The organism is Shewanella sp. Pdp11, assembly GCF_002838165.1.
Lineage (GTDB): Bacteria > Pseudomonadota > Gammaproteobacteria > Enterobacterales > Shewanellaceae > Shewanella > Shewanella hafniensis.
The window spans coordinates 3,144,201-3,163,958 of the sequence record NZ_CP015194.1; the positions used below are offsets into that span (position 1 = coordinate 3,144,201).

At 45.5% G+C, this 19,758-nt stretch carries 16 protein-coding genes; 5 read left to right on the top strand and 11 right to left on the bottom strand.

The window, feature by feature from the left end:
- Positions 1–278 precede the first annotated feature (278 nt).
- From nrdA to yfaE, 3 genes are all read left to right on the top strand, one after another.
- The gene (gene nrdA / locus AYJ58_RS13970) at positions 279–2,567 is read left to right on the top strand and encodes a class 1a ribonucleoside-diphosphate reductase subunit alpha (RefSeq protein WP_106650582.1); all 2,289 of its coding nucleotides are present in this window, start codon (positions 279–281) and stop codon (positions 2,565–2,567) included.
- A gap of 83 nt (positions 2,568–2,650) precedes the next feature.
- Complete coding sequence (gene nrdB, locus AYJ58_RS13975) at positions 2,651–3,781, top strand: class Ia ribonucleoside-diphosphate reductase subunit beta (protein WP_106650583.1); 1,131 nt, start codon at positions 2,651–2,653, stop codon at positions 3,779–3,781.
- Positions 3,782–3,818: 37 nt separating this feature from the next.
- A complete protein-coding gene (yfaE, locus tag AYJ58_RS13980; protein WP_106651827.1) occupies positions 3,819–4,253 on the top strand; it encodes a class I ribonucleotide reductase maintenance protein YfaE in 435 nt (144 codons plus the stop codon).
- Between the two features lie 37 nt (positions 4,254–4,290).
- Here yfaE and AYJ58_RS13985 read toward each other — a convergent pair whose 3' ends face one another.
- Together AYJ58_RS13985 and AYJ58_RS13990 are read right to left on the bottom strand one after the other, a co-directional pair.
- Positions 4,291–4,773: a YciI family protein gene (locus AYJ58_RS13985; protein ID WP_106650584.1), complete on the bottom strand. Its 483-nt coding sequence runs from the start codon at positions 4,771–4,773 to the stop codon at positions 4,291–4,293.
- 151 nt (positions 4,774–4,924) lie between these two features.
- On the bottom strand, positions 4,925–6,943 hold the full coding sequence (locus tag AYJ58_RS13990) for an NADPH-dependent 2,4-dienoyl-CoA reductase (protein ID WP_106650585.1): 2,019 nt from the start codon (positions 6,941–6,943) through the stop codon (positions 4,925–4,927).
- 165 nt (positions 6,944–7,108) lie between these two features.
- Here AYJ58_RS13990 and sppA point away from each other — a divergent pair, with 165 nt between their 5' ends.
- Both sppA and ansA read left to right on the top strand, forming a co-directional pair.
- On the top strand, positions 7,109–8,956 hold the full coding sequence (gene sppA, locus AYJ58_RS13995; RefSeq protein WP_106650586.1) for a signal peptide peptidase SppA: 1,848 nt from the start codon (positions 7,109–7,111) through the stop codon (positions 8,954–8,956).
- A 137-nt stretch (positions 8,957–9,093) separates the two neighbouring features.
- Positions 9,094–10,107, top strand: coding sequence for an asparaginase (gene ansA / locus AYJ58_RS14000; protein ID WP_006086774.1), 1,014 nt, complete (start codon positions 9,094–9,096; stop codon positions 10,105–10,107).
- Positions 10,108–10,240: 133 nt separating this feature from the next.
- Here the strand turns inward: ansA and AYJ58_RS14005 are convergent, their stop codons facing one another.
- The 9 genes from AYJ58_RS14005 to AYJ58_RS14045 form a co-directional block, all read right to left on the bottom strand.
- Entirely contained in the window at positions 10,241–10,522 is a 282-nt protein-coding gene (locus tag AYJ58_RS14005; RefSeq protein WP_106650587.1) for a YeaC family protein, read from the bottom strand.
- A complete protein-coding gene (locus AYJ58_RS14010; RefSeq protein ID WP_106650588.1) occupies positions 10,519–10,836 on the bottom strand; it encodes a zinc ribbon domain-containing protein in 318 nt (105 codons plus the stop codon). The genes AYJ58_RS14005 and AYJ58_RS14010 overlap by 4 nt, the downstream gene beginning before the upstream one ends.
- Positions 10,837–10,848: 12 nt before the next feature.
- Positions 10,849–11,976: a M14 family metallopeptidase gene (locus AYJ58_RS14015; RefSeq protein WP_106650589.1), complete on the bottom strand. Its 1,128-nt coding sequence runs from the start codon at positions 11,974–11,976 to the stop codon at positions 10,849–10,851.
- Positions 11,977–12,201: 225 nt separating this feature from the next.
- The gene (locus AYJ58_RS14020; protein ID WP_106650590.1) at positions 12,202–12,882 is read right to left on the bottom strand and encodes a response regulator transcription factor; all 681 of its coding nucleotides are present in this window, start codon (positions 12,880–12,882) and stop codon (positions 12,202–12,204) included.
- A 223-nt stretch (positions 12,883–13,105) separates the two neighbouring features.
- Positions 13,106–15,625, bottom strand: coding sequence for a TonB-dependent receptor plug domain-containing protein (locus AYJ58_RS14025; protein ID WP_106650591.1), 2,520 nt, complete (start codon positions 15,623–15,625; stop codon positions 13,106–13,108).
- A 994-nt stretch (positions 15,626–16,619) separates the two neighbouring features.
- The gene (ruvB, locus tag AYJ58_RS14030) at positions 16,620–17,624 is read right to left on the bottom strand and encodes a Holliday junction branch migration DNA helicase RuvB (protein ID WP_006081741.1); all 1,005 of its coding nucleotides are present in this window, start codon (positions 17,622–17,624) and stop codon (positions 16,620–16,622) included.
- 44 nt (positions 17,625–17,668) lie between these two features.
- Complete coding sequence (gene ruvA / locus AYJ58_RS14035) at positions 17,669–18,286, bottom strand: Holliday junction branch migration protein RuvA (RefSeq protein ID WP_106650592.1); 618 nt, start codon at positions 18,284–18,286, stop codon at positions 17,669–17,671.
- The gene (ruvC, locus tag AYJ58_RS14040) at positions 18,283–18,804 is read right to left on the bottom strand and encodes a crossover junction endodeoxyribonuclease RuvC (protein WP_006081743.1); all 522 of its coding nucleotides are present in this window, start codon (positions 18,802–18,804) and stop codon (positions 18,283–18,285) included. Before ruvC ends, ruvA begins: the two co-directional genes overlap by 4 nt.
- A 119-nt stretch (positions 18,805–18,923) precedes the next feature.
- Entirely contained in the window at positions 18,924–19,670 is a 747-nt protein-coding gene (locus AYJ58_RS14045; protein ID WP_106650593.1) for a YebC/PmpR family DNA-binding transcriptional regulator, read from the bottom strand.
- Positions 19,671–19,758: the final 88 nt, after the last annotated feature.

Sequence of the window (19,758 nt, forward strand, 5' to 3'; positions counted from 1 at the left end):
GTTACTAACGCTAAGGCTTATCCTCAACTTATCCACAAGATGTCCCCTGAATTCAGACTTGCAAATAGGGGCAAACCTCACTATCTTGTATCCCAGATAATTTAAAACACCATATCTTGTGTATAGGTAGCAATCAGACACACTAGAAGTTCGCCGCTTAATTGACTCGTTTTCCACCAGTCAGCTGTATTTAAGGGACGGTTATTGATTGTTTTACAAGGATACGTACGGTGAACTTGCTCACCTAAATAGATATAAGAACCAAGGCCTATCTCCAAATGAATAGCACTATGACAGTCACAAAACGCTGTGGCGATCGTGAGAATATCGATCTCGAAAAAATACACCGCGTAATTACTTGGGCAGCCAAGGGATTAAAAAACGTTTCTGTTTCTGAAGTTGAACTGCGCTCGCACCTACAGTTTTTCGATGGCATCCCAACCGAAGCCATCCATGAAACCATTATCAAAGCGGCGGCGGATTTAATTTCTCCAGAATCACCGGACTATCAGTTCCTCGCCGCCCGTTTAGCGGTGTTTCATTTGCGTAAGAAGGCCTTCGGTCAATTCGAGCCGCCAGCACTGTATACCCACGTGACGAAATTAGTTGAGCTTGGCAAGTATGACATGCACATTCTGCAGGATTACAGCCGCGAAGAACTCGACGTGATGGATACCTATATCGACCATTGGCGCGATATGGACTTCTCATACGCAGCGGTAAAGCAGCTTGAAGGCAAATATTTAGTTCAAAACCGTGTGACCCACGAAATCTACGAGAGCGCGCAGTTCCTCTACATTTTGGTCGCGGCCTGTTTGTTTGCCCGTTATCCAAAAGAAACGCGCCTGAAATACGTTAAAGATTTCTATGACGCGGTATCGACCTTTAAGATTTCGCTGCCAACGCCAATCATGGCTGGTGTGCGCACGCCAACACGTCAGTTCAGCTCTTGTGTACTGATCGAATGTGGTGACAGCTTAGATTCAATCAACGCGACAGCTTCATCGATTGTGAAATACGTCAGTCAACGTGCGGGTATCGGTATTAACGCCGGTCGTATTCGCGCCTTAGGTAGCCCAATCCGTGGTGGTGAAGCCTTCCACACAGGTTGTTTACCTTTCTATAAGTATTTCCAAACCGCAGTTAAGTCTTGCTCTCAAGGCGGCGTGCGTGGCGGTGCTGCGACCCTCTTCTACCCGATTTGGCACTTAGAAGTCGAATCTCTGCTGGTATTGAAAAATAACCGCGGCGTTGAAGATAACCGTATCCGTCACTTAGACTACGGTGTGCAGTTGAACAAAGTCATGTATCAACGTCTGATCAAGGGCGAAAATATCAGCCTGTTTAGCCCATCAGATGTACCTGGTTTGTACGATGCGTTCTTTGAAGATCAAAATGAATTCGAACGTTTATATGTGCAATACGAGCAAGACAGCAGTATTCGTAAGAAAACCATAAAGGCAGTTGAGCTGTTTTCACTGATGATGCAAGAGCGCGCCTCAACCGGCCGTATCTACATTCAGAACGTGGATCACTGCAACACCCATAGCCCGTTCGATTCTAAAGTCGCGCCGATCAGACAATCTAACCTGTGTCTTGAAATCGCCCTGCCGACAAAACCATTGAACAACATCGATGATCCAGAAGGTGAAATCGCGCTTTGTACGTTGTCAGCACTTAACTTAGGTTCTATCAAAGAATTATCTGATATTGAGCCATTAGCCGACCTCGCCGTACGCGCACTGGATAATCTGCTGGATTATCAAGATTATCCTATCAAGGCAGCACAACTTGCCTCGATGAATCGCCGAACCTTAGGTATAGGCGTAATTAACTTCGCTAACTACTTAGCGAAAAATGGCATGAAGTATTCCGATGGCAGCGCGAACGATCTGACCCACAGAACCTTCGAAGCCATTCAGTTTTATTTACTGAAAGCCTCGATGAACTTAGCCAAAGAGCAAGGTGCGTGTCCGTTATTCCACGAGACCACGTACGCTCAAGGTATTTTGCCAATCGATACTTATAAACGTGACCTAGATAAAATTTGTGCCGAACCATTGCACTTAGACTGGGAATCACTGCGTAGCGATATCAAGCAATATGGCCTGCGTAACTCGACGCTGTCGGCATTAATGCCATCAGAAACCTCGTCGCAAATCTCCAATGCGACCAATGGTATCGAACCACCGCGTGGCCTTATCAGCGTGAAATCGAGCAAAGACGGTCAGCTAAAACAAGTGGTACCTGATTTCGATACGCTGAAAGATAGCTATGAATTGCTATGGAAAATGCCTAGTAATGATGGTTACTTACAGCTAGTGGGCATCATGCAGAAGTTCGTTGACCAAGCGATTTCGGCGAACACTAACTACGACCCTTCACGTTTTGAAGGCCGTAAAGTACCGATGCAAACTCTGCTGAAAGATTTGCTCAATGCTTACAAGTTAGGTGTGAAAACGCTTTACTACCATAACACTCGCGATGGTGCATCGGATTCACACGATGACATCACCAATTTAGAGAAAGAAGATGACGGTTGCGCCGGCGGCGCGTGTAAAATCTAGTCTTTAACGTTAACGCGGCTCTTACAAATAAAAAGTATAGGGATCCCGATTGAGTGGATCCCTATCCATTGGAAAATAGCACCATGGCCTACTCTACCTTCTGTCAAACACCCAACGATGCCACCCGTGAACCTATGTTTTTAGGTCAATCGGTCAACGTGGCTCGTTACGATCAACAAAAATATGAAGTGTTCGAAAAACTGATAGAAAAGCAGTTATCTTTCTTTTGGCGACCGGAAGAAGTAGACGTCAGTCGCGATAAGATTGATTACGGTGCATTGCCCGATCATGAAAAACACATCTTTATTTCGAACCTGAAATACCAAACCCTGCTCGACTCGATTCAAGGTCGCTCGCCCAATGTGGCCTTTTTGCCACTGGTGTCGCTACCTGAGTTAGAAACTTGGATTGAGACTTGGTCTTTCTCTGAGACCATTCACTCGCGCTCATATACCCATATCATTCGTAACATCGTTAACGATCCGTCAGTGATCTTCGACGATATCGTCGTGAACAAAGAAATCTTAAGCCGTGCGACCGATATCGCCGCTTACTACGATCACTTAATTAAATTAACTCAAGTGTTCCACTTACTCGGCGCGGGGACCCATGTTATTGATGGCAAAGAAGTCATAGTCAATACCCGCACCCTGAAAAAAGCCTTGTACCTGTGCATGATGTCAGTCAACGCACTAGAGGCAATTCGTTTTTATGTTAGCTTTGCCTGCTCCTTTGCCTTTGCTGAACGTAAACTGATGGAAGGTAACGCGAAAATCATTCGCCTTATCGCCCGTGATGAAGCACTGCACTTAAACAGCACTCAGCATATTTTAAGCATTATGCAAGGTGGTAAAGACGATCCAGAAATGGGTGAAATTGCCGCAGAATGCCAACAAGAAGCCTTCGATTTATTCTTCAAGGCAGCAGAGCAAGAAAAAGAATGGGCAAAATACCTGTTCAAAGACGGCTCTATGATAGGTTTGAATGAACAGATCCTTTGCCAATACGTTGAATTTATTACTAACCAACGCATGAAGTCGGTGAATCTGCCGCAACCTTATCCTGAAATAACCAATCCATTACCTTGGATGAAAAACTGGTTAGAAAGCGATGCGGTGCAAGTCGCGCCTCAGGAAGTGGAAGTATCTTCATACTTAGTCGGTCAAATCGACTCAGCGGTTGATGGCGATGAATTCCTCGACTTCGATCTCTAAGACGCTCAAAAGTGACGTTAATAATGGCATTACAACAGTGACATCGAAAAAACGGCCACAAAATCTGTTCGCGAAGGCGCCAATCGTGCGCCTTCAAGGTCAACCTGTGTTGCTCTTTACCGAGCAACAAGGCACCTTGCTGCAAGCGCTCGAAGCCAAAAAAGTCAAAATCTTCTCAGAATGTCGCAACGGTTTCTGCGGTGCCTGCAAAACGCGCGTCATCAGCGGAAAAGTCAGCTACTTAAACGAACCCTTAGCCGAACTCAAACATGATGAATGTTTGCCCTGCTGCTGTGTACCAACCGAAGATTTAGAGCTGGATCTATCACCTGAAGGGGCAGCTGTCGTCACCTATGCAGCCAAAGGGTCACAACACATGGGCCGCAAAGGCCATTCACCAACACAGAGCGCTATATCCCACGGTTCAAAGCCGCAAATCTCGCCAACATTCATCGAAGTGTGCGAAAAATAACCTCTGAGTCTGATAGGGGCTAATTGATCCTAGCGGTTTAAATGTCTTTTTTCGCCATCACCCTATGCAGCTCATTGACCTCAGTCAGCGCCGCACTGCCATACCAAGGTAATAATTCCAGCACTAGACTGCCCGCTTGAATTGCAGGATCGGTTTCCGTTAAGGCTTTTGCCTCTTCAACCGTAGTAACGTCAAAGACATAAATACCGCGTAATTCGCCATCGTGTAAAAAGGGCCCCGCCAGCACTAATTTGCCCTCATTGGCAAGGCGGGTGATATTGTCCAAATGCGCCCTTTGCAATTGTTCGGCCTGTGCCTGTGTTCTATCCCGATTAGGGCCCCGCTTTAAAAAAGCCATTACATAGTGCTTCATACCGTATTCATCGGCACCGGCATTTTTAGCACGCTGCTCGTCAAACGGTGGAGTACTGTGAGCCGAAAAACTCACCATTAATCCACATAATAGGCAAGTGATAAGGCTGATGGTGATCTTAGCGTTAAAGACAGTGTTAAGCTGCATAGCGGTTCCCTCTGCGTGGGTTATGGGCGAGTTATGTTGCTTAATTTAAGCATTTAAACCTTAGCGTATTTGCGGCAACTATGTTGAAAAGGCAATAAAAAAGCCTGATTAAGACTCAGGCTTTAGATGCTATATGGGCTTTTGAAAATGACTATAAACGCATCGCCAGTTCGGCGCCTTGGCGAATCGCCCGTTTAGCATCAAGTTCTGCGGCGACATCGACACCGCCAATTAAATGCACTGGCATGCCTGTCGCTTTCATCTCATCCACCAAAGTGCGATTCGATTCTTGGCCAGCGCAGAGGATAACATTATCCACTGGCAATACTTCTGCTTGCTCGCCAACGCGAATATGTAAACCCGCGTCATCAAACTTGTCGTAACTCACGCCTGTTTTCATCTTCACATCATGTTGCTTAAGCACAAGACGGTGGATCCAGCCGGTGGTTTTACCTAAGCCCTTGCCCATCTTCGACGTTTTACGTTGCAGTAAATAGACCTTACGATGATCGGTATTGTCGGATTGAGGTTCTGTTAGGCCGCCCGCATGCTGGTAAGTTTTATCTATGCCCCACTGTTGCAGCCATTTATCTGGGTCCAAGGTGCTAGATTGGCGCTCACATAAGTAATGCGCCATATCAAATCCGATACCGCCAGCACCAATCAAGGCTACTGTATTACCGACAGTCACTTCACCCGAGAGCACTTTTTGATAATCGACCACCCGTGGGTCATCAAAGCCGGGTAAGACTAAATCACGCGGCACAACGCCTGACGCTATCACTACTTCATCAAATTTTTCGGTCGCCAATACGCTGGCATCGAGGCGAGTGTTTAATCTCAGCTCCACCTTATGCAGCTTAATTTGATTGATGAAATAACGGATAGTCTCGTTAAACTCTTCCTTTCCTGGGATTTTACGGGCGAGATTAAACTGCCCACCCACCTCGGATTTCGCTTCAAACAAGACAACATCATGGCCACGCATGGCGGCATAAACAGAAAATGCCATGCCCGCAGGACCTGCGCCCATCACCGCGATACGCTTTTTATTGGCTGTGGGTAAGAAGTTGATTTCAGTCTCATAACAGGCACGAGGATTCACTAAACAGGTTGCGCGCTTGAGGGAAAAGGTATGATCAAGACATGCTTGGTTACAGCCAATACAAGTGTTAATCAGCTCTGGCGTGTTCGCCGCAGCTTTATTGACAAACTCAGGATCGGCGAGAAAAGGCCTTGCCATCGACACCATGTCAGCTTGACCAGAAGCAATAATCTGCTCGCCGATTTCAGGGGTGTTAATGCGGTTCGTCGCAATTAAGGGCACAGAGACTGATTGTTTGAGCTTTTCAGTTACCCACGCAAAGGCACCGCGAGGCACACTCGTCGCAATGGTCGGTACGCGCGCTTCATGCCAGCCAATACCGGTATTTAGAATGGACACGCCAGCTTGCTCTAACCACTGGGCGAGCTGCACCACTTCATCCCAAGTTGAGCCGTTATCCACCAGATCGAGCATAGATAAACGGAAGATAATGATGAAGTCTTTACCGACTTTTGCCCGTATCGCGTTAACAATCTCAATCGGGAATTGCGCCCGCTTTTCAAACGCACCACCCCATTCATCGGTGCGGGTGTTGGTGCGCGCACTGACAAACTGATTGATCAAATAGCCTTCAGATCCCATCACCTCAACGCCATCGTAACCGGCTTTCTTGGCAAGAGCGGCTGAGCTGGCGTAATCCTTAATGGTCGAGCGCACTTGGCGACTAGACATAGCAGACGGCGTAAAAGGTGTAATGGGTGATTTAATTTTACTCGGTGCTTGGGAAAAAGGATGATAACCGTAGCGGCCCGCATGCAAAATTTGCATGCAGATCTTACCGCCCGCCTCATGTACAGCCTGCGTGACCACGCGATGCTTACCGACTTGCCAAGGAAAACTCAGCTGACAGGCATGGGGCGTAAGGCGACCGCGAAGATTGGGGGAAATACCGCCCGTTACAATCAAACCCACGCCGCCCAGAGCGCGTTCTTTGTAGAACGCTGCCAGTTTCTCAAATCCGCCCTTTTCTTCTTCCAAACCTGTGTGCATTGAGCCCATAAGCACGCGGTTTTTGAGCTGGGTAAATCCCAGATCTAAGGGTTCTAATAAATGGGGAAACGACATTCAAACATCCTTTTAAAACAAGTGATTTAAATCAGCATACCTTGAGTCAAATCTAAGCTCAACCGTTGGATCGAGGCCATTAGTCAAAATCCTTTACAATTGTGTTTAGCCTGTAGCGCCATTTTCAGTTAGCATGGGCAGATTGGACTTATAAAGGAGTGGCAAATGTCCGCTAACCCATCGTTTTTCAAGAGAATATGTTTGTTTATTTGGCACACCCTCAACGGGACGCGTAAACTGATCCTCAATCTGATCTTTTTTGGTATCTTAGCCGCCATTATCATCTCCATTGGCAGCAGCGAAGATATCCAAGTTGAAGATAATTCAGCACTGGTGCTTAATCTGGCTGGTTCGATTGTCGATCAGAAGCAACAGGTCGATCCCTTAGAAGCCGCATTCAAGCAAGGCAATAATGGCAATGCCGATGGGGAAATCCTGCTCGCCGATGTGCTATATGTGATTGATAATGCCGCGCAAGATCAAAGGATAAGTACCCTAGTACTTGATCTTGCCGATCTCAAACGTGCTGGGATCAGTAAGCTGCAATCTATCGGTGATGCGCTCAATCGCTTTAAAGAAAGCGGTAAAAAAGTGGTCGCCATAGGCAACTACTACGAGCAAAATCAATATTTCCTCGCCAGTTTTGCCGACACCATTTACCTCAATCCCCAAGGCGGCGTGTCGCTTGATGGCCTGAGTATGTACAACCAGTACTTCAAATCGGCCTTAGATAAACTCAAAATTAAAGCGCATATTTTCCGCGTAGGGACCTTTAAATCTGCGGTTGAACCCTATATGCGTGACGATATGTCCGATGCTGCTCGCGAAGCCAGTAGCGCACTTTTAACCGATGTATGGCAAAGCTACACCCAGACTGTCGCAGGCAATCGCAATATTGAGCCTAACTCGCTGGTGCCCGATGCAACCACTTATTTGGCAGAGCTCGATAAAGCTAATGGTGACTCTGCCACAATGGCCATCAACATGAAATGGGTTGATAACTTAGCTACGACGGAAGATTTTCGTCAAACCATGCTAGAAACCGTTGGCAAAGCCAGCAGTGGTGACAGTTTCAAGCAAGTGAGTTTTTACGATTATTTAACCTTAGTGACGCCATTGCCAAGCTTTGTTGAACAAGACAGTGTCGGCATTATTGTCGCAAGTGGCACGATTCTGAATGGTACTCAACCTGCGGGCCAAATTGGCGGCGAAAGCACTGCCGAGCTGTTACGTAAAGCGCGTTTTGATAAACACGTTAAAGCCTTAGTACTGCGTGTCGATAGCCCTGGCGGTAGCGCCTTTGCCTCGGAGCAAATTCGTCAAGAATTACTGGCACTTAAAGCAGCGGGTAAACCTGTCGTCGTCAGCATGGGCAGTTTAGCGGCTTCAGGAGGCTACTGGATTTCGGCCAGTGCCGACTACATCTTCGCAACGCCAACCACGCTTACGGGCTCGATTGGGATCTTCGGCATGATCACTACCTTTGAAGATTCTCTGGCCAGTATAGGCGTACATACCGATGGCGTATCAACCTCTGAATGGGCAGGATTATCTGTGACGCGCACGCTGTCACCGCAAGTTGAAGCGATTATCCAACGTCATATTGAACGTGGCTATTTAGACTTTATCTCGCTGGTCGCCAAAGAACGTAAAATGACCATAGAACAAGTCGATAAGATTGCCCAAGGCCGAGTGTGGAGCGGTAAAAAAGCCCTTGAGCTTGGCTTAGTCGATGAACTAGGTGATTTAGATGAGGCGATTGCTAAAGCCGCTAAACTCGCTGATATGACGCTATTTGATACCCGCGTTATCGAACAAGAACTGACACCCGAGCAACGCTTTATGCAACAGATGTTTGCCTCAGTATCGAGCTACCTGCCCGCCTCACTCAGCCAGTCATCGATGTTAGAGCAAATGCTAGCGCAATGGACCAGCAGCTTGAAAACGTTAACCTCTTTTGATGATCCAAATAACGTCTACATCTACTGCGATACTTGCAACATGATGAACTAAATATGCCAGCGTCTAGGTTGCAGCTCGCAACTTCAAGATGATGACAAAGACAAAGCCCGGATCTCCGGGCTTTTTTATTGGGTTTATGTCAGTTAAATCGTATAATTCGGCCACTTGAAGCTAAGAAAACGACAAGAATGACTAAACGCTCCATTTATGTTGCCTATACAGGCGGCACCATAGGTATGCAAAAAACCGATAACGGCTTCGTCCCCGTTGCGGGATTCCTGACTCAGTGCGTGCAATCTATGCCCGAGTTTTACCATGAAGAAATGCCGACATTCGTGATCCACGAATATTGCCCACTTATCGACTCTTCCAATATGGCGCCGACTGATTGGCAGATGATCGCTGATGACATACAAGCTAATTACGATAAATACGATGGCTTTGTGATCCTCCATGGCACAGATACCATGGCGTATACGGCTTCAGCGCTGTCGTTTATGCTGCAAGGCTTGTCAAAACCTGTGATAGTAACGGGCTCACAAATTCCCCTCGCCCAACTGCGCTCAGACGGACAAACTAATTTATTAAATTCACTCTATATTGCGGCCAATTATCCGGTCGCAGAAGTGTGTTTATTCTTCAACAACAAACTCTTTCGAGGTAATCGCTCGACGAAGGCCCATGCCGACGGTTTCGATGCTTTTGCTTCGCCTAACTTCCCGCTACTGCTAGAAGCTGGGATCAAAATCAATCTGCGCGCAGGCAAAATCACCGTTGCCAACGATACCCCATTGGAAGTGGCGCATATCAGTCCGCAGCCTGTGGGTGTAGTGACCTTGTATCCAGGGATCTCGACCCAGATTTTTGAGAACATTCTGCAGCAGCCGGTTAAAGCCCTCATACTACTGACATTTGGTGTGGGTAACGCGCCGCAGGATGCTGCCTTACTCAAAACCTTAAGGCAAGCGGATGAACGTGGCATAGTGCTGGTGAATCTTACCCAGTGTTTCCAAGGTAAGGTGAATATGGGCGGCTATGCCACGGGTAATGCGCTCGCTAAAGCGGGTGTGATCAGTGGCGCCGATATGACTATAGAAGCAGCCTTAGCTAAACTGCATTATTTACTATCTAAAAATTTGCAGCCAGCCGAGATAAAAGCGGCCATGTTGCAAAATCTAGTCGGTGAACTGAGCATAGATTAACGCCATAGTCTTTAAATATTTCCCTTATTGCACAATCACTTGTCCCGTCCTAAGATAGGTAACAAAAAAAGCCCATTTAATATGGGCGTTTTGATTTTAACTCAGATTAAACGGCTTCAAACTTATGAGTAAGTTACAAATCTTGTACTTTAAACTCGGCAATTGACTCACCGCGGAATTGCTTTTTCAGCTCAGCTTTAGACAGTTCATTGATTTTACCGTCGGGGGCAATAGTGAAATGCTCAGTTTGCTCAAGCTTGCGAGCTTGATACAACATCACGACCTGCAGGGTAGAATCACGCTGCGCTTCACTTAGCACAGTGCCATCTTCCCACTTACCCAGCTCTGCTGCACTACGAAGCCTTTCATAGACTTCAATGGGCATTTGATCGATCACTTGATTAATATCTGTCATACACTTTTCCGCTTATGTAACACGATTCTGACTCGTGTGATGAGATAACCCACAAAACCAAACACGAAGCATATTCCGGCAATGTTCGCCCGCATACCTTCGGCAGGTTCACCACCCCAAAACCAAATCACCACGCCTGCAATAAACAAGGTCATAGCAACAAAACTCTGGTTCATTAAGCTGTTGGACTTTTGAATATGACTAATGCGCGTTAAGGACTCATTGTCCCCATTGGTGCTCGCTTGACAATGGGGACATGAAGGCGCCTTACTCGACATCCGCTTGCGACACACTGGACATTCAATTAATGCCATATCAGCCTCGCGCTAACGTAACTTATCAACAACGGCGAGCATGGCAATAAGCGATGCTTCACCTAAATAAATACTGCGCTCTGGCGACCAACCCACAAAAGGATCGGCCAGATTGTTATTGTCTTTAAAAGGCATTTCGAGGGTATTGGATAAACACTCGAAGGTCTGAGCGACCCAATTAGAGGCAACCGTTAGATTCGCTTGGCCTGGCTCGTCTTTGTCATAGCCAAACTGAGTTTGGAAATCGGCACTGGCTAAGGTCAATGCTTGACTGAAGTCCGCTTGCAGCTGCGCCAGCTTATCATTGTAGGCAGGCACGCCCTCGCAACCCGCTAAAAATACATAAGGTAAGCCTTCATCGCCGTGGACATCATAAAACAAGTCGACACCGGTTTGCTGCATCTTGTTGACGACGTGGTACACCTCGGGACTCTTTTCTAAACTCGGCGTTTGCCACTCGCGGTTAAGATTGATGCCAATCGCATTGGTACGCAAATGGCCTCTGACACTGCCATCGGGATTCATGTTCGGCACTATATAGAAATTGGCTTTGTCGAGCAGCGCTTTGGCAGCTGGGCAATCATTATCAAGTAAACGATTCACCAGGCCTTCGACTAACCATTCAGCCATAGTTTCGCCCGGATGTTGTCTGGCGGTGATCCAGATATTTCGCTTAGCAGCATCACCATTACCGACTTTCATCACGGTAATATCGCGGCCATCTAAGGTTAGCCCTAAATGCTCTAAATTGACATCTGGGTGTAACTGGGCGCCGCTGAGTAAATCTAAGTGGCGCTCATAGCTGTATGGCGCAAAGTAAGCGATTTGAATCGCATCGCAGTCCAACTCTAAGCTAATGCTCAGTTTGCCGTCTTTATACTGTGTAGGAATACGGAACCAATGCTGGCGATCGTAACTGGCCACTGCCTGATAATCTTCCCAACCTTTGGTATAAGAAGCAGTGCCCGCGTTAATAATATTTAAGGTGTAATGGTTACCCACCTCGCCTTCGAATCGAAAATTGAACCATTGATAAAACTCGCCGCCCGCATCGGGACGAATAGCCAGTTGAATATCGTCTTTATTATCAAGATTGACGACTTGGATATTTCCGCCATCAAAGTTGGCACTGATCCGCATATTGATTCCTAATAGGTTGTTAAAGCTAAGGGCTCTTAATGGCACGCGGCGTATAGCACGCGGCACATTTTATTATATGGCCGATAGGATAAACCAAAACATCCCAAGGGGAAAACGAAAGCCAGAAAATTCCATCAAGGCCCGTTACAGTCGTCCTTTTATTAACCAAGATTTTCGCCAAACTTCTACAAAATCTTGCCACTAACGAGACACCAAAGTATGACGTTAAGCCATGAAGCTATAACCTTGGCCTCGAACTGTATTGATTAAGTTACGCGGCAAGCTGATGTTGGCTAATTTACGGCGCGTATTACTAATGTGCATATCAAGATTGCGGTCAAATCGGCCCAGATCTTTTTGTAACACTGAACGCTGCAACTCTTGTTTAGTGATGACTTGGCCTTTTCTTTCAAACAAATATTTAAATAATTTAAATTCAGTTTGGGTTAAATCGACATAACGGCTGCCAATAGTGATCCTGTAACTCATATCATCAAAGTTAATCACTTTCGCCGCCACAGTCGCCATTTGCGGCTGATGAGATTGACTAATACAAAGACGGCGTTCTAAAGCGCGTAAGCGCACAAAAAGCTCTTTGATGCTAAATGGTTTACTCAAAAAATCATCGGCACCTAATTCATAGCCAGTGATACGATCGTCTTCATTATCCCGTGCAGAGACCATCAATACTGGCGTTGAGCATTCCCGCGCTTTTAGCAGCTCAAAACCATTCATTTTCGGCATGACCAAATCGAGCACTATGATGTCGGGTGCAAAACGTTCAATGCATGCCAGGCCATCGACACCATTCACCGCACATTCAACTTCATGTCCTTGCGTGCCCAAGGCATCGGCCAACCAAGCACTAAACAAGGGATCATCATCGACTAAGAGTATTTTACTCATCCTTAAAATCCAAACGAGAATCTATATCATTTATATTACCATGCGAATCGAGACGACTCTAGCGCTATTACATTAGTTAAGAAGTGTGATGTTGAAAACTGTGAACAAAATACGATATTAACAACCAATCAACGGATGATTAGCGACTCTAAAATCATCTCGTAAACTCCCAATAAAAAAGCGCCCTAAGGCGCTTTTTAGAAACTAAGAGTCTGAACTTAGCTTAGAATTTAACCGTTACACCACCGTAAATCACGCGGCCGATTGTGTCATATACTTGTGGAACTGTGCCACCATCACTACCGTTAGAAACACGTGATGGTTTTTCATCAGTGAAGTTTTTCACACCTAAACTAACAGTTGTCATATCAGTGATGTGATATGTTCCAGAAATATTGTGATATAGCACTGAGTCAACATCATAGCCTTTCGCCAAGTCTGTCATCTCACCAATATAACGGTTGAAGTACATAACACTCCAATCATCTTGACCAGCTGAGAGACTGAAGTTATTACGAACCTTAGCGTAAGCACCGAAGTTACCGTCGATAGTATCAGTGTAATCTTTATTATCCTGCTCAAAGTTCAATAAATATGTCGTGTCATTGCTGATTTTCCAATCCAAACCTAAGCCTTCAAAGTTATAGGCTAAGTTAAAATCAATACCGCTAGTATCTTGATAACCTACGTTGGTTAACGCATTCGTTAGATTACGTAAGTCACCTTCTGGGGTAATATTAAACGTTTCACAAGCTGACGTAATGCCATCTTTACAATCATCTAAGCCAGCCTGAGTATCTAAACGGGCGATAGCGTTATCCACTTTGAAGCGCCAGTAGTCTAATGTCAGAGACATACCATCAAGATAGCTTGGCGAATACACTAAACCAGCCGTATAAGACTCTGACTCTTCAGGCTTCAAATCTGGATCAGAAGTACGGTTTACCAAAATTTGTCCTGGCTGTTCATCATCTGACAACCAAGGATTTGTAAGGTAATCAAACGATCCCGAATTACCACCATATAATTCAGCAACACTTGGCGCACGGAAGCCTGTAGCCGCAACACCCCGAACCATTAAGTCATCTGTTGCAGTGTATGTTAAACCAATTTTCCAAGTGGTCGCTTTACCGAATGTTGAGTAATCGTCTAAACGCAGCGCGAATTCACCCGTTAATTTCTCGGTGAAAGGCACACTTACTTCTTGAAAAATCGAAATAACGTTGTAGTTACCATCGGTTGGATCTTGCTGTGCTGCAGTGCTTTCACCTGCGACAACAATTGGATCGGGATTATAGAAACCACTCTCACGGCGGTATTCAGCACCAATCGCAAAACCAACGGCACCCGCTTTTAAATCAAACAACTCACCATTCAAGCCGGCAGATAATGTCTGTTGTTCATTACCGCCATTTGCAGCCTCTGTATAACCAACAGCATCTTTCATCGCTTGTGTAAGTGGTGCACCACTTAACCAAGCATCAGGATTAGCATAAATAGCGTTACGCATATCGCTAGCATTGATAGAGTTCTCTACTGCGGTTTCTGCTTTGTTCTTACCAAATGTATAAGTAACATCCCAGTTCATACCTGTATGAACGTCTAAAGTACCCGCTAGACCACCTGATAAACGCCAAGTATCAGTATCCTGAGTATAAATACGAGGACCTACATCATTCATACGTCTAGCATAGAAAACTTGCCCATGATCATCAGGCTTAATACCTGCAGCAATCATATCACTATCAAGTGTTAAACACTTTAATGGATCTGCATCTGGTTGACCACAGACATCAAGATATAGCTGTGCAGGTTGAGCTGCCATTTGCTGATGAGAACGACGGTTGGTATAAATAGCATCTGCAGTTAACACAACATCATTACCCAGCTCTTGAGTCATGTTAGCAAATAAACTGCGACGTTCACTTGGTGTTTGATAGTAGCTATCTTGGGTGAAATCATAAGTCTCTGTTTGTGCTACCCAATTACCATTAGCATCTTGAACCATACCATCTAGTGAACCCGTTGGTATAATTCCACTCGCACCAGGTTTAGTCCAATCACGATCAGATTGGATCACACCACGTCGGTCAGAAAAAGCGGCACCAAAGGTGTAATTACCACCATCGGTGTTAAAACCGTATAGCGCACTGACATCACCACTTTCGCCATCGCCTTTATCAGTGCCACTGCCGTTGAAATCTAATTGGAAACCTTCGAAATCTTTCTTAGTGATAATGTTTACTACACCGGCAATCGCATCTGAACCGTAAACCGCAGAAGCGCCATCTTTCAGAATTTCAACACGGGCAATCATAGCGACAGGAATCGAGTTTAAATCCACTGCACTATCAGCGCCTGAACCCGAGTTCACCATGCGGCGACCGTTCAGTAGTACCAAGGTGCGTTGAGAACCCATACCACGTAAATCAACCTGTGCAACACCGTCTGCACCGTTGTTTGTCGTTGAACCTACGGCAGCACCTGCCATTGAAGTTTGTACTTGTAGCATCTGGTCTACAGAAGTGAAACCTTCTGCTTTAATCGCAGCAGCATCGATAACGGTTACAGGAGAAGCTGTCTCCATATCTTGGCGCTGAATGCGTGAACCCGTGACTTCAATACGTTCAACTTTTGCTTTTTCTTCCGCAGCAAATGCGCTTGACGTTACAAATGCACCTGAAGTGATAGATGCAACGATAGCTAAGTTAATAGCTGACGCGACTTTGGTTCTTTTGATCATGTATGAATGCTCCCTAGATCTTACTATTATTTTTATGCTTACAGCTTGTACAACTATTGATGTACTAGTGTTGCACTCGATACTGAGGATTCACTTTAACTCCGTCAACACTCAAAATATTAACCAACGGAAAAGAAATGTTAAAAAAATTAGATTACTTTGTTTTTATTTATGATGCATATTTTCAATAAAACTTAAGCATCATAGTTTATTAGAGGTTAAGTCTTAATGGTGGCAAGTAATAAGTGATTAACACTGTTAACGAGTTACTTTTATGAAACATATCCAGCATCAAAAAGTGTGATCTAGATCACATTTAATTATTCAAGCGAGAGCCTAAAACTGGAATGAGGTACTGATTAACCACCACTTAAATTGCATACCCATGGACATTAGTAACTTATATGCAGCCATAATTATGGAGATAATCTAGCTAAATCAGTGCATAACAAAAGATACAAACAGTATTAGTTGTGCTATTTATGCACACAAATAAAATCACCTTCGAAATTTAAACAATATTGCTACAAATTATTCCGTATACCAAACCCTAGCAAAAGATAGCTGTAGTGAGTATTTGTGTTGAGGATTTAGTAACCTAAGGCAAATTATTAAATTAAGTTAATCTCAGAGTAAAAATCAATTTTGATAGTGGATAGTTCATATTTCGGCTCAATAAACAAACTAAATAGATACATTTGTTAATTAATTTAGGTTCACGTCAATTAACTATAAATATACAGTTTTCTGTATAAAATCTATTATAATCGTCTAAATACTGAGCTTAAAAAGACGGGGCATTCTGGAATGCTGATACAACTTAATGATGAGAAACTCATAGCTATCAAGTTTTAAAAAGTCTTATATTTAACGCCATTTCAAACGCTATTCGATTTGCCAAAATCTCACCCCTATTGTAACCAAAGTTAAATCTCACCCATAAAAAAGCGACCACTTAGGTCGCCTTTCATTATCGGTATTATCAAGCAGATGGTTATTCAGGTTTGATCAACTCAAAATGCTGGTATGCCCGTGCGGTTGCAATTCGGCCGCGGGGCGTACGTTGGATAAACCCTTGCTGGATCAAGAAAGGTTCTAACACATCTTCAATGGTTTCACGCTCTTCGCCGATGGCTGCGGCTAAGTTGTCTAGTCCTACTGGTCCACCCATAAATTTATCAATAATAGCCAGTAACAATTTGCGATCCATATAATCGAAACCTTCACTATCCACATCTAGCAAGTCTAAAGCGTGTTCGGCCACAAACTTAGTGACGGCACCGTCATGCTTCACCTGCGCGTAATCCCGTACACGGCGCAGCAATCGGTTGGCTATTCTCGGTGTACCGCGTGAACGGCGCGCGATTTCAAAGGCGCCTTCAGCATCAATATCCAGCTCCATTACCTGCGCTGAACGCGTGACTATGGTGCTTAAATCTTTGATGTTATAAAACTCAAGCCGCAGCGGGATCCCAAAGCGCGCCCGCAGTGGTGAGGTTAACGCCCCTGCCCGTGTTGTCGCGCCTACTAGAGTGAACGGCGGTAAATCAAGCTTAATAGAACGCGCTGCAGGCCCTTCACCTATCATGATATCGAGCTGATAATCTTCCATCGCCGGATACAAAATCTCTTCTACCACAGGGCTTAATCGATGGATTTCATCGATGAATAACACATCACCGGATTCAAGATTGGTCAAGAGGGCTGCAAGATCGCCCGCTTTTTCAAGCACAGGGCCCGAGGTGGACTTAATATTCACTCCCATCTCGTTCGCCACAATCATAGCCAAGGTGGTTTTACCCAGTCCTGGCGGACCGTAGATCAACATATGATCTAAGGCTTCATTACGATTCTTTGCCGCTTGAATAAACACCTTAAGTTGCGCCCGAGTGTCATCTTGGCCCGTGTATTCATCGAGCATTTTAGGGCGCATTGCCCTGTCGATGGATTCATCTTGAGCTTGGATCTGCGGCTGGATGAGTCTATCTGCCTCAATCATTATTATTCCTTCTCGCAGCTTTCATCTTAATTATCATCATTCAATTAAAGCATCGACTTAAGGGCAGCTTTGATCAGTGTTTCTGAATCCATGCCCTCTTTGTAGGCTGCAGAAACCGATTTACTCGCCTGCGGCGGTTTATAACCCAGCGAAATTAAAGCTGAAATAGCATCTTCTTCGGCGCTATTGACTGTCGGCGCAGGAGAGTAATTAGATTGCAGCACAAACTCACGCTCTGAGCCTGCAGAGGCTTCCATCAAGCTCTTGAGCTTATCGCGCATTTCAACCAGTAACCGCTCAGCGGTTTTCTTGCCCACACCGGGTAATTTCACTAAGGTCACTATGTCATCGCGCTCAACGCAACCCACAAATTCTGCGGCTGTCATGCCTGATAAAATGGTCAGCGCGAGCTTGGGACCGACACCATTGGTCTTGATCAGTAAGCGAAATAACGCCCTTTCCTGCTTAGTGATAAAACCATAGAGAAGCTGTGCATCTTCACGCACCACAAAATGGGTGTAGACCATAGCTTCGTGATTAACTTCAGGCAGCTCATAAAAGCTAGTCAGCGGCATCTGCAACTCGTAACCCACACCATTAACATCGATCAAAATTTCTGGTGCTTGTTTCTCAACGAGCACTCCCCGTAAACGACCTATCATCTGTACCGTCCGTATGTTCTTGCCGTTGCCCGGCCACTCAATGCAATTAAACTCTGGCTGGTGTGATAATGACACACAGCAACACCGAGTGCATCTGCGGCGTCAGCTTGTGGGGCTGCTGGTAATTTAAGTAGTTGTTGGATCATGTGTTGTACTTGGGCTTTCTGTGCTCGCCCCGTACCCACAACTGCGCTTTTAATTTGAGTCGCACTGTATTCGGCCACAGGTAAATTGGCGACTGTGGCAGCAACAATGGCCGCGCCGCGTGCTTGGCCTAACTTGAGCGCAGAATCGGCATTTTTTGCCATAAATACGCGCTCAATCGCAAATTCGTCCGGTTGATACTGACGAATAATCTCAGTGATCCCATCAAATATTTGCTTGAGCCTGCCAGGCAGCTCTTCAGACGAAGTGCGAATACAACCACTGCCGAGGTAAATCTGATGCCGTCCCTGACATTGGATCACGCCGTAGCCTGTAATCCGCGAACCTGGGTCAACACCTAAAATAATTGCCATTAAATGCCTTATAAGGGATCTGAATTGTCGTCTCAGTTCATAGGTTAACGTGTATTCAAAGTTAGCGTGTTCGAGCTGAAATTGCCTAAACTGACACCCAAATCCAGCTCACGGCCAATCTAACCTAGGTTTGCCATCACGTCATCGGAGATTTCCGCATTATGATACACTTCTTGCACATCATCGTGATCTTCGAGGGTATCGATAAGGCGCATAAATTTTTCGGCGGTGTCAAGATCAAGCTCAGCTTTCGTTGAGGCTATCATAGCGATTTCAGCGTTATCTGCCACAAAACTAGCCTTATCGAGTGCCTCTTTTACCGTATAGAAATCAACGGGATCGGTGAATACATCTATAGCAGCATCATCATAGCTGACAATATCTTCCGCGCCCGCTTCAAGCGCCGCCTCCATCAGTGCATCTTCATCGGTTCCCGGCGCATAGGATAACACTCCACGCTTAGTGAACAGATAAGAAACCGACCCATCCGTGCCTAAGTTGCCGCCCGATTTACTAAACGCATTGCGCACACCGCTTACAGTCCGATTACGATTGTCCGTCATGGTTTCGACCATCACAGCGGTGCCGCCTGGGCCATAACCTTCATAGAGAATGGTTTCGAGTTGCTGACCTTCTAATTCACCGGCGCCGCGTTTAATCGCGCGCTCAACCGTATCGCGGGTCATATTGCCGCCGAGGGCTTTATCAATGGCGACACGTAATCGTGGATTGGAATCGGGATCTGAGCCGCCTTCACGGGCTGCGACGGTTAATTCGCGAATGAATTTAGTAAAGAGTTTACCGCGTTTAGCATCTTGAGCTGCTTTACGGTGCTTAATGTTGGCCCATTTACTGTGACCTGCCATGGGAAGTCTCCTTAACTGAGGTGTCATCGCATAGCTTATCAAGAGCCGAAGTGTAAGGATTGATTAACGGCTATTTAGGATTGAACAA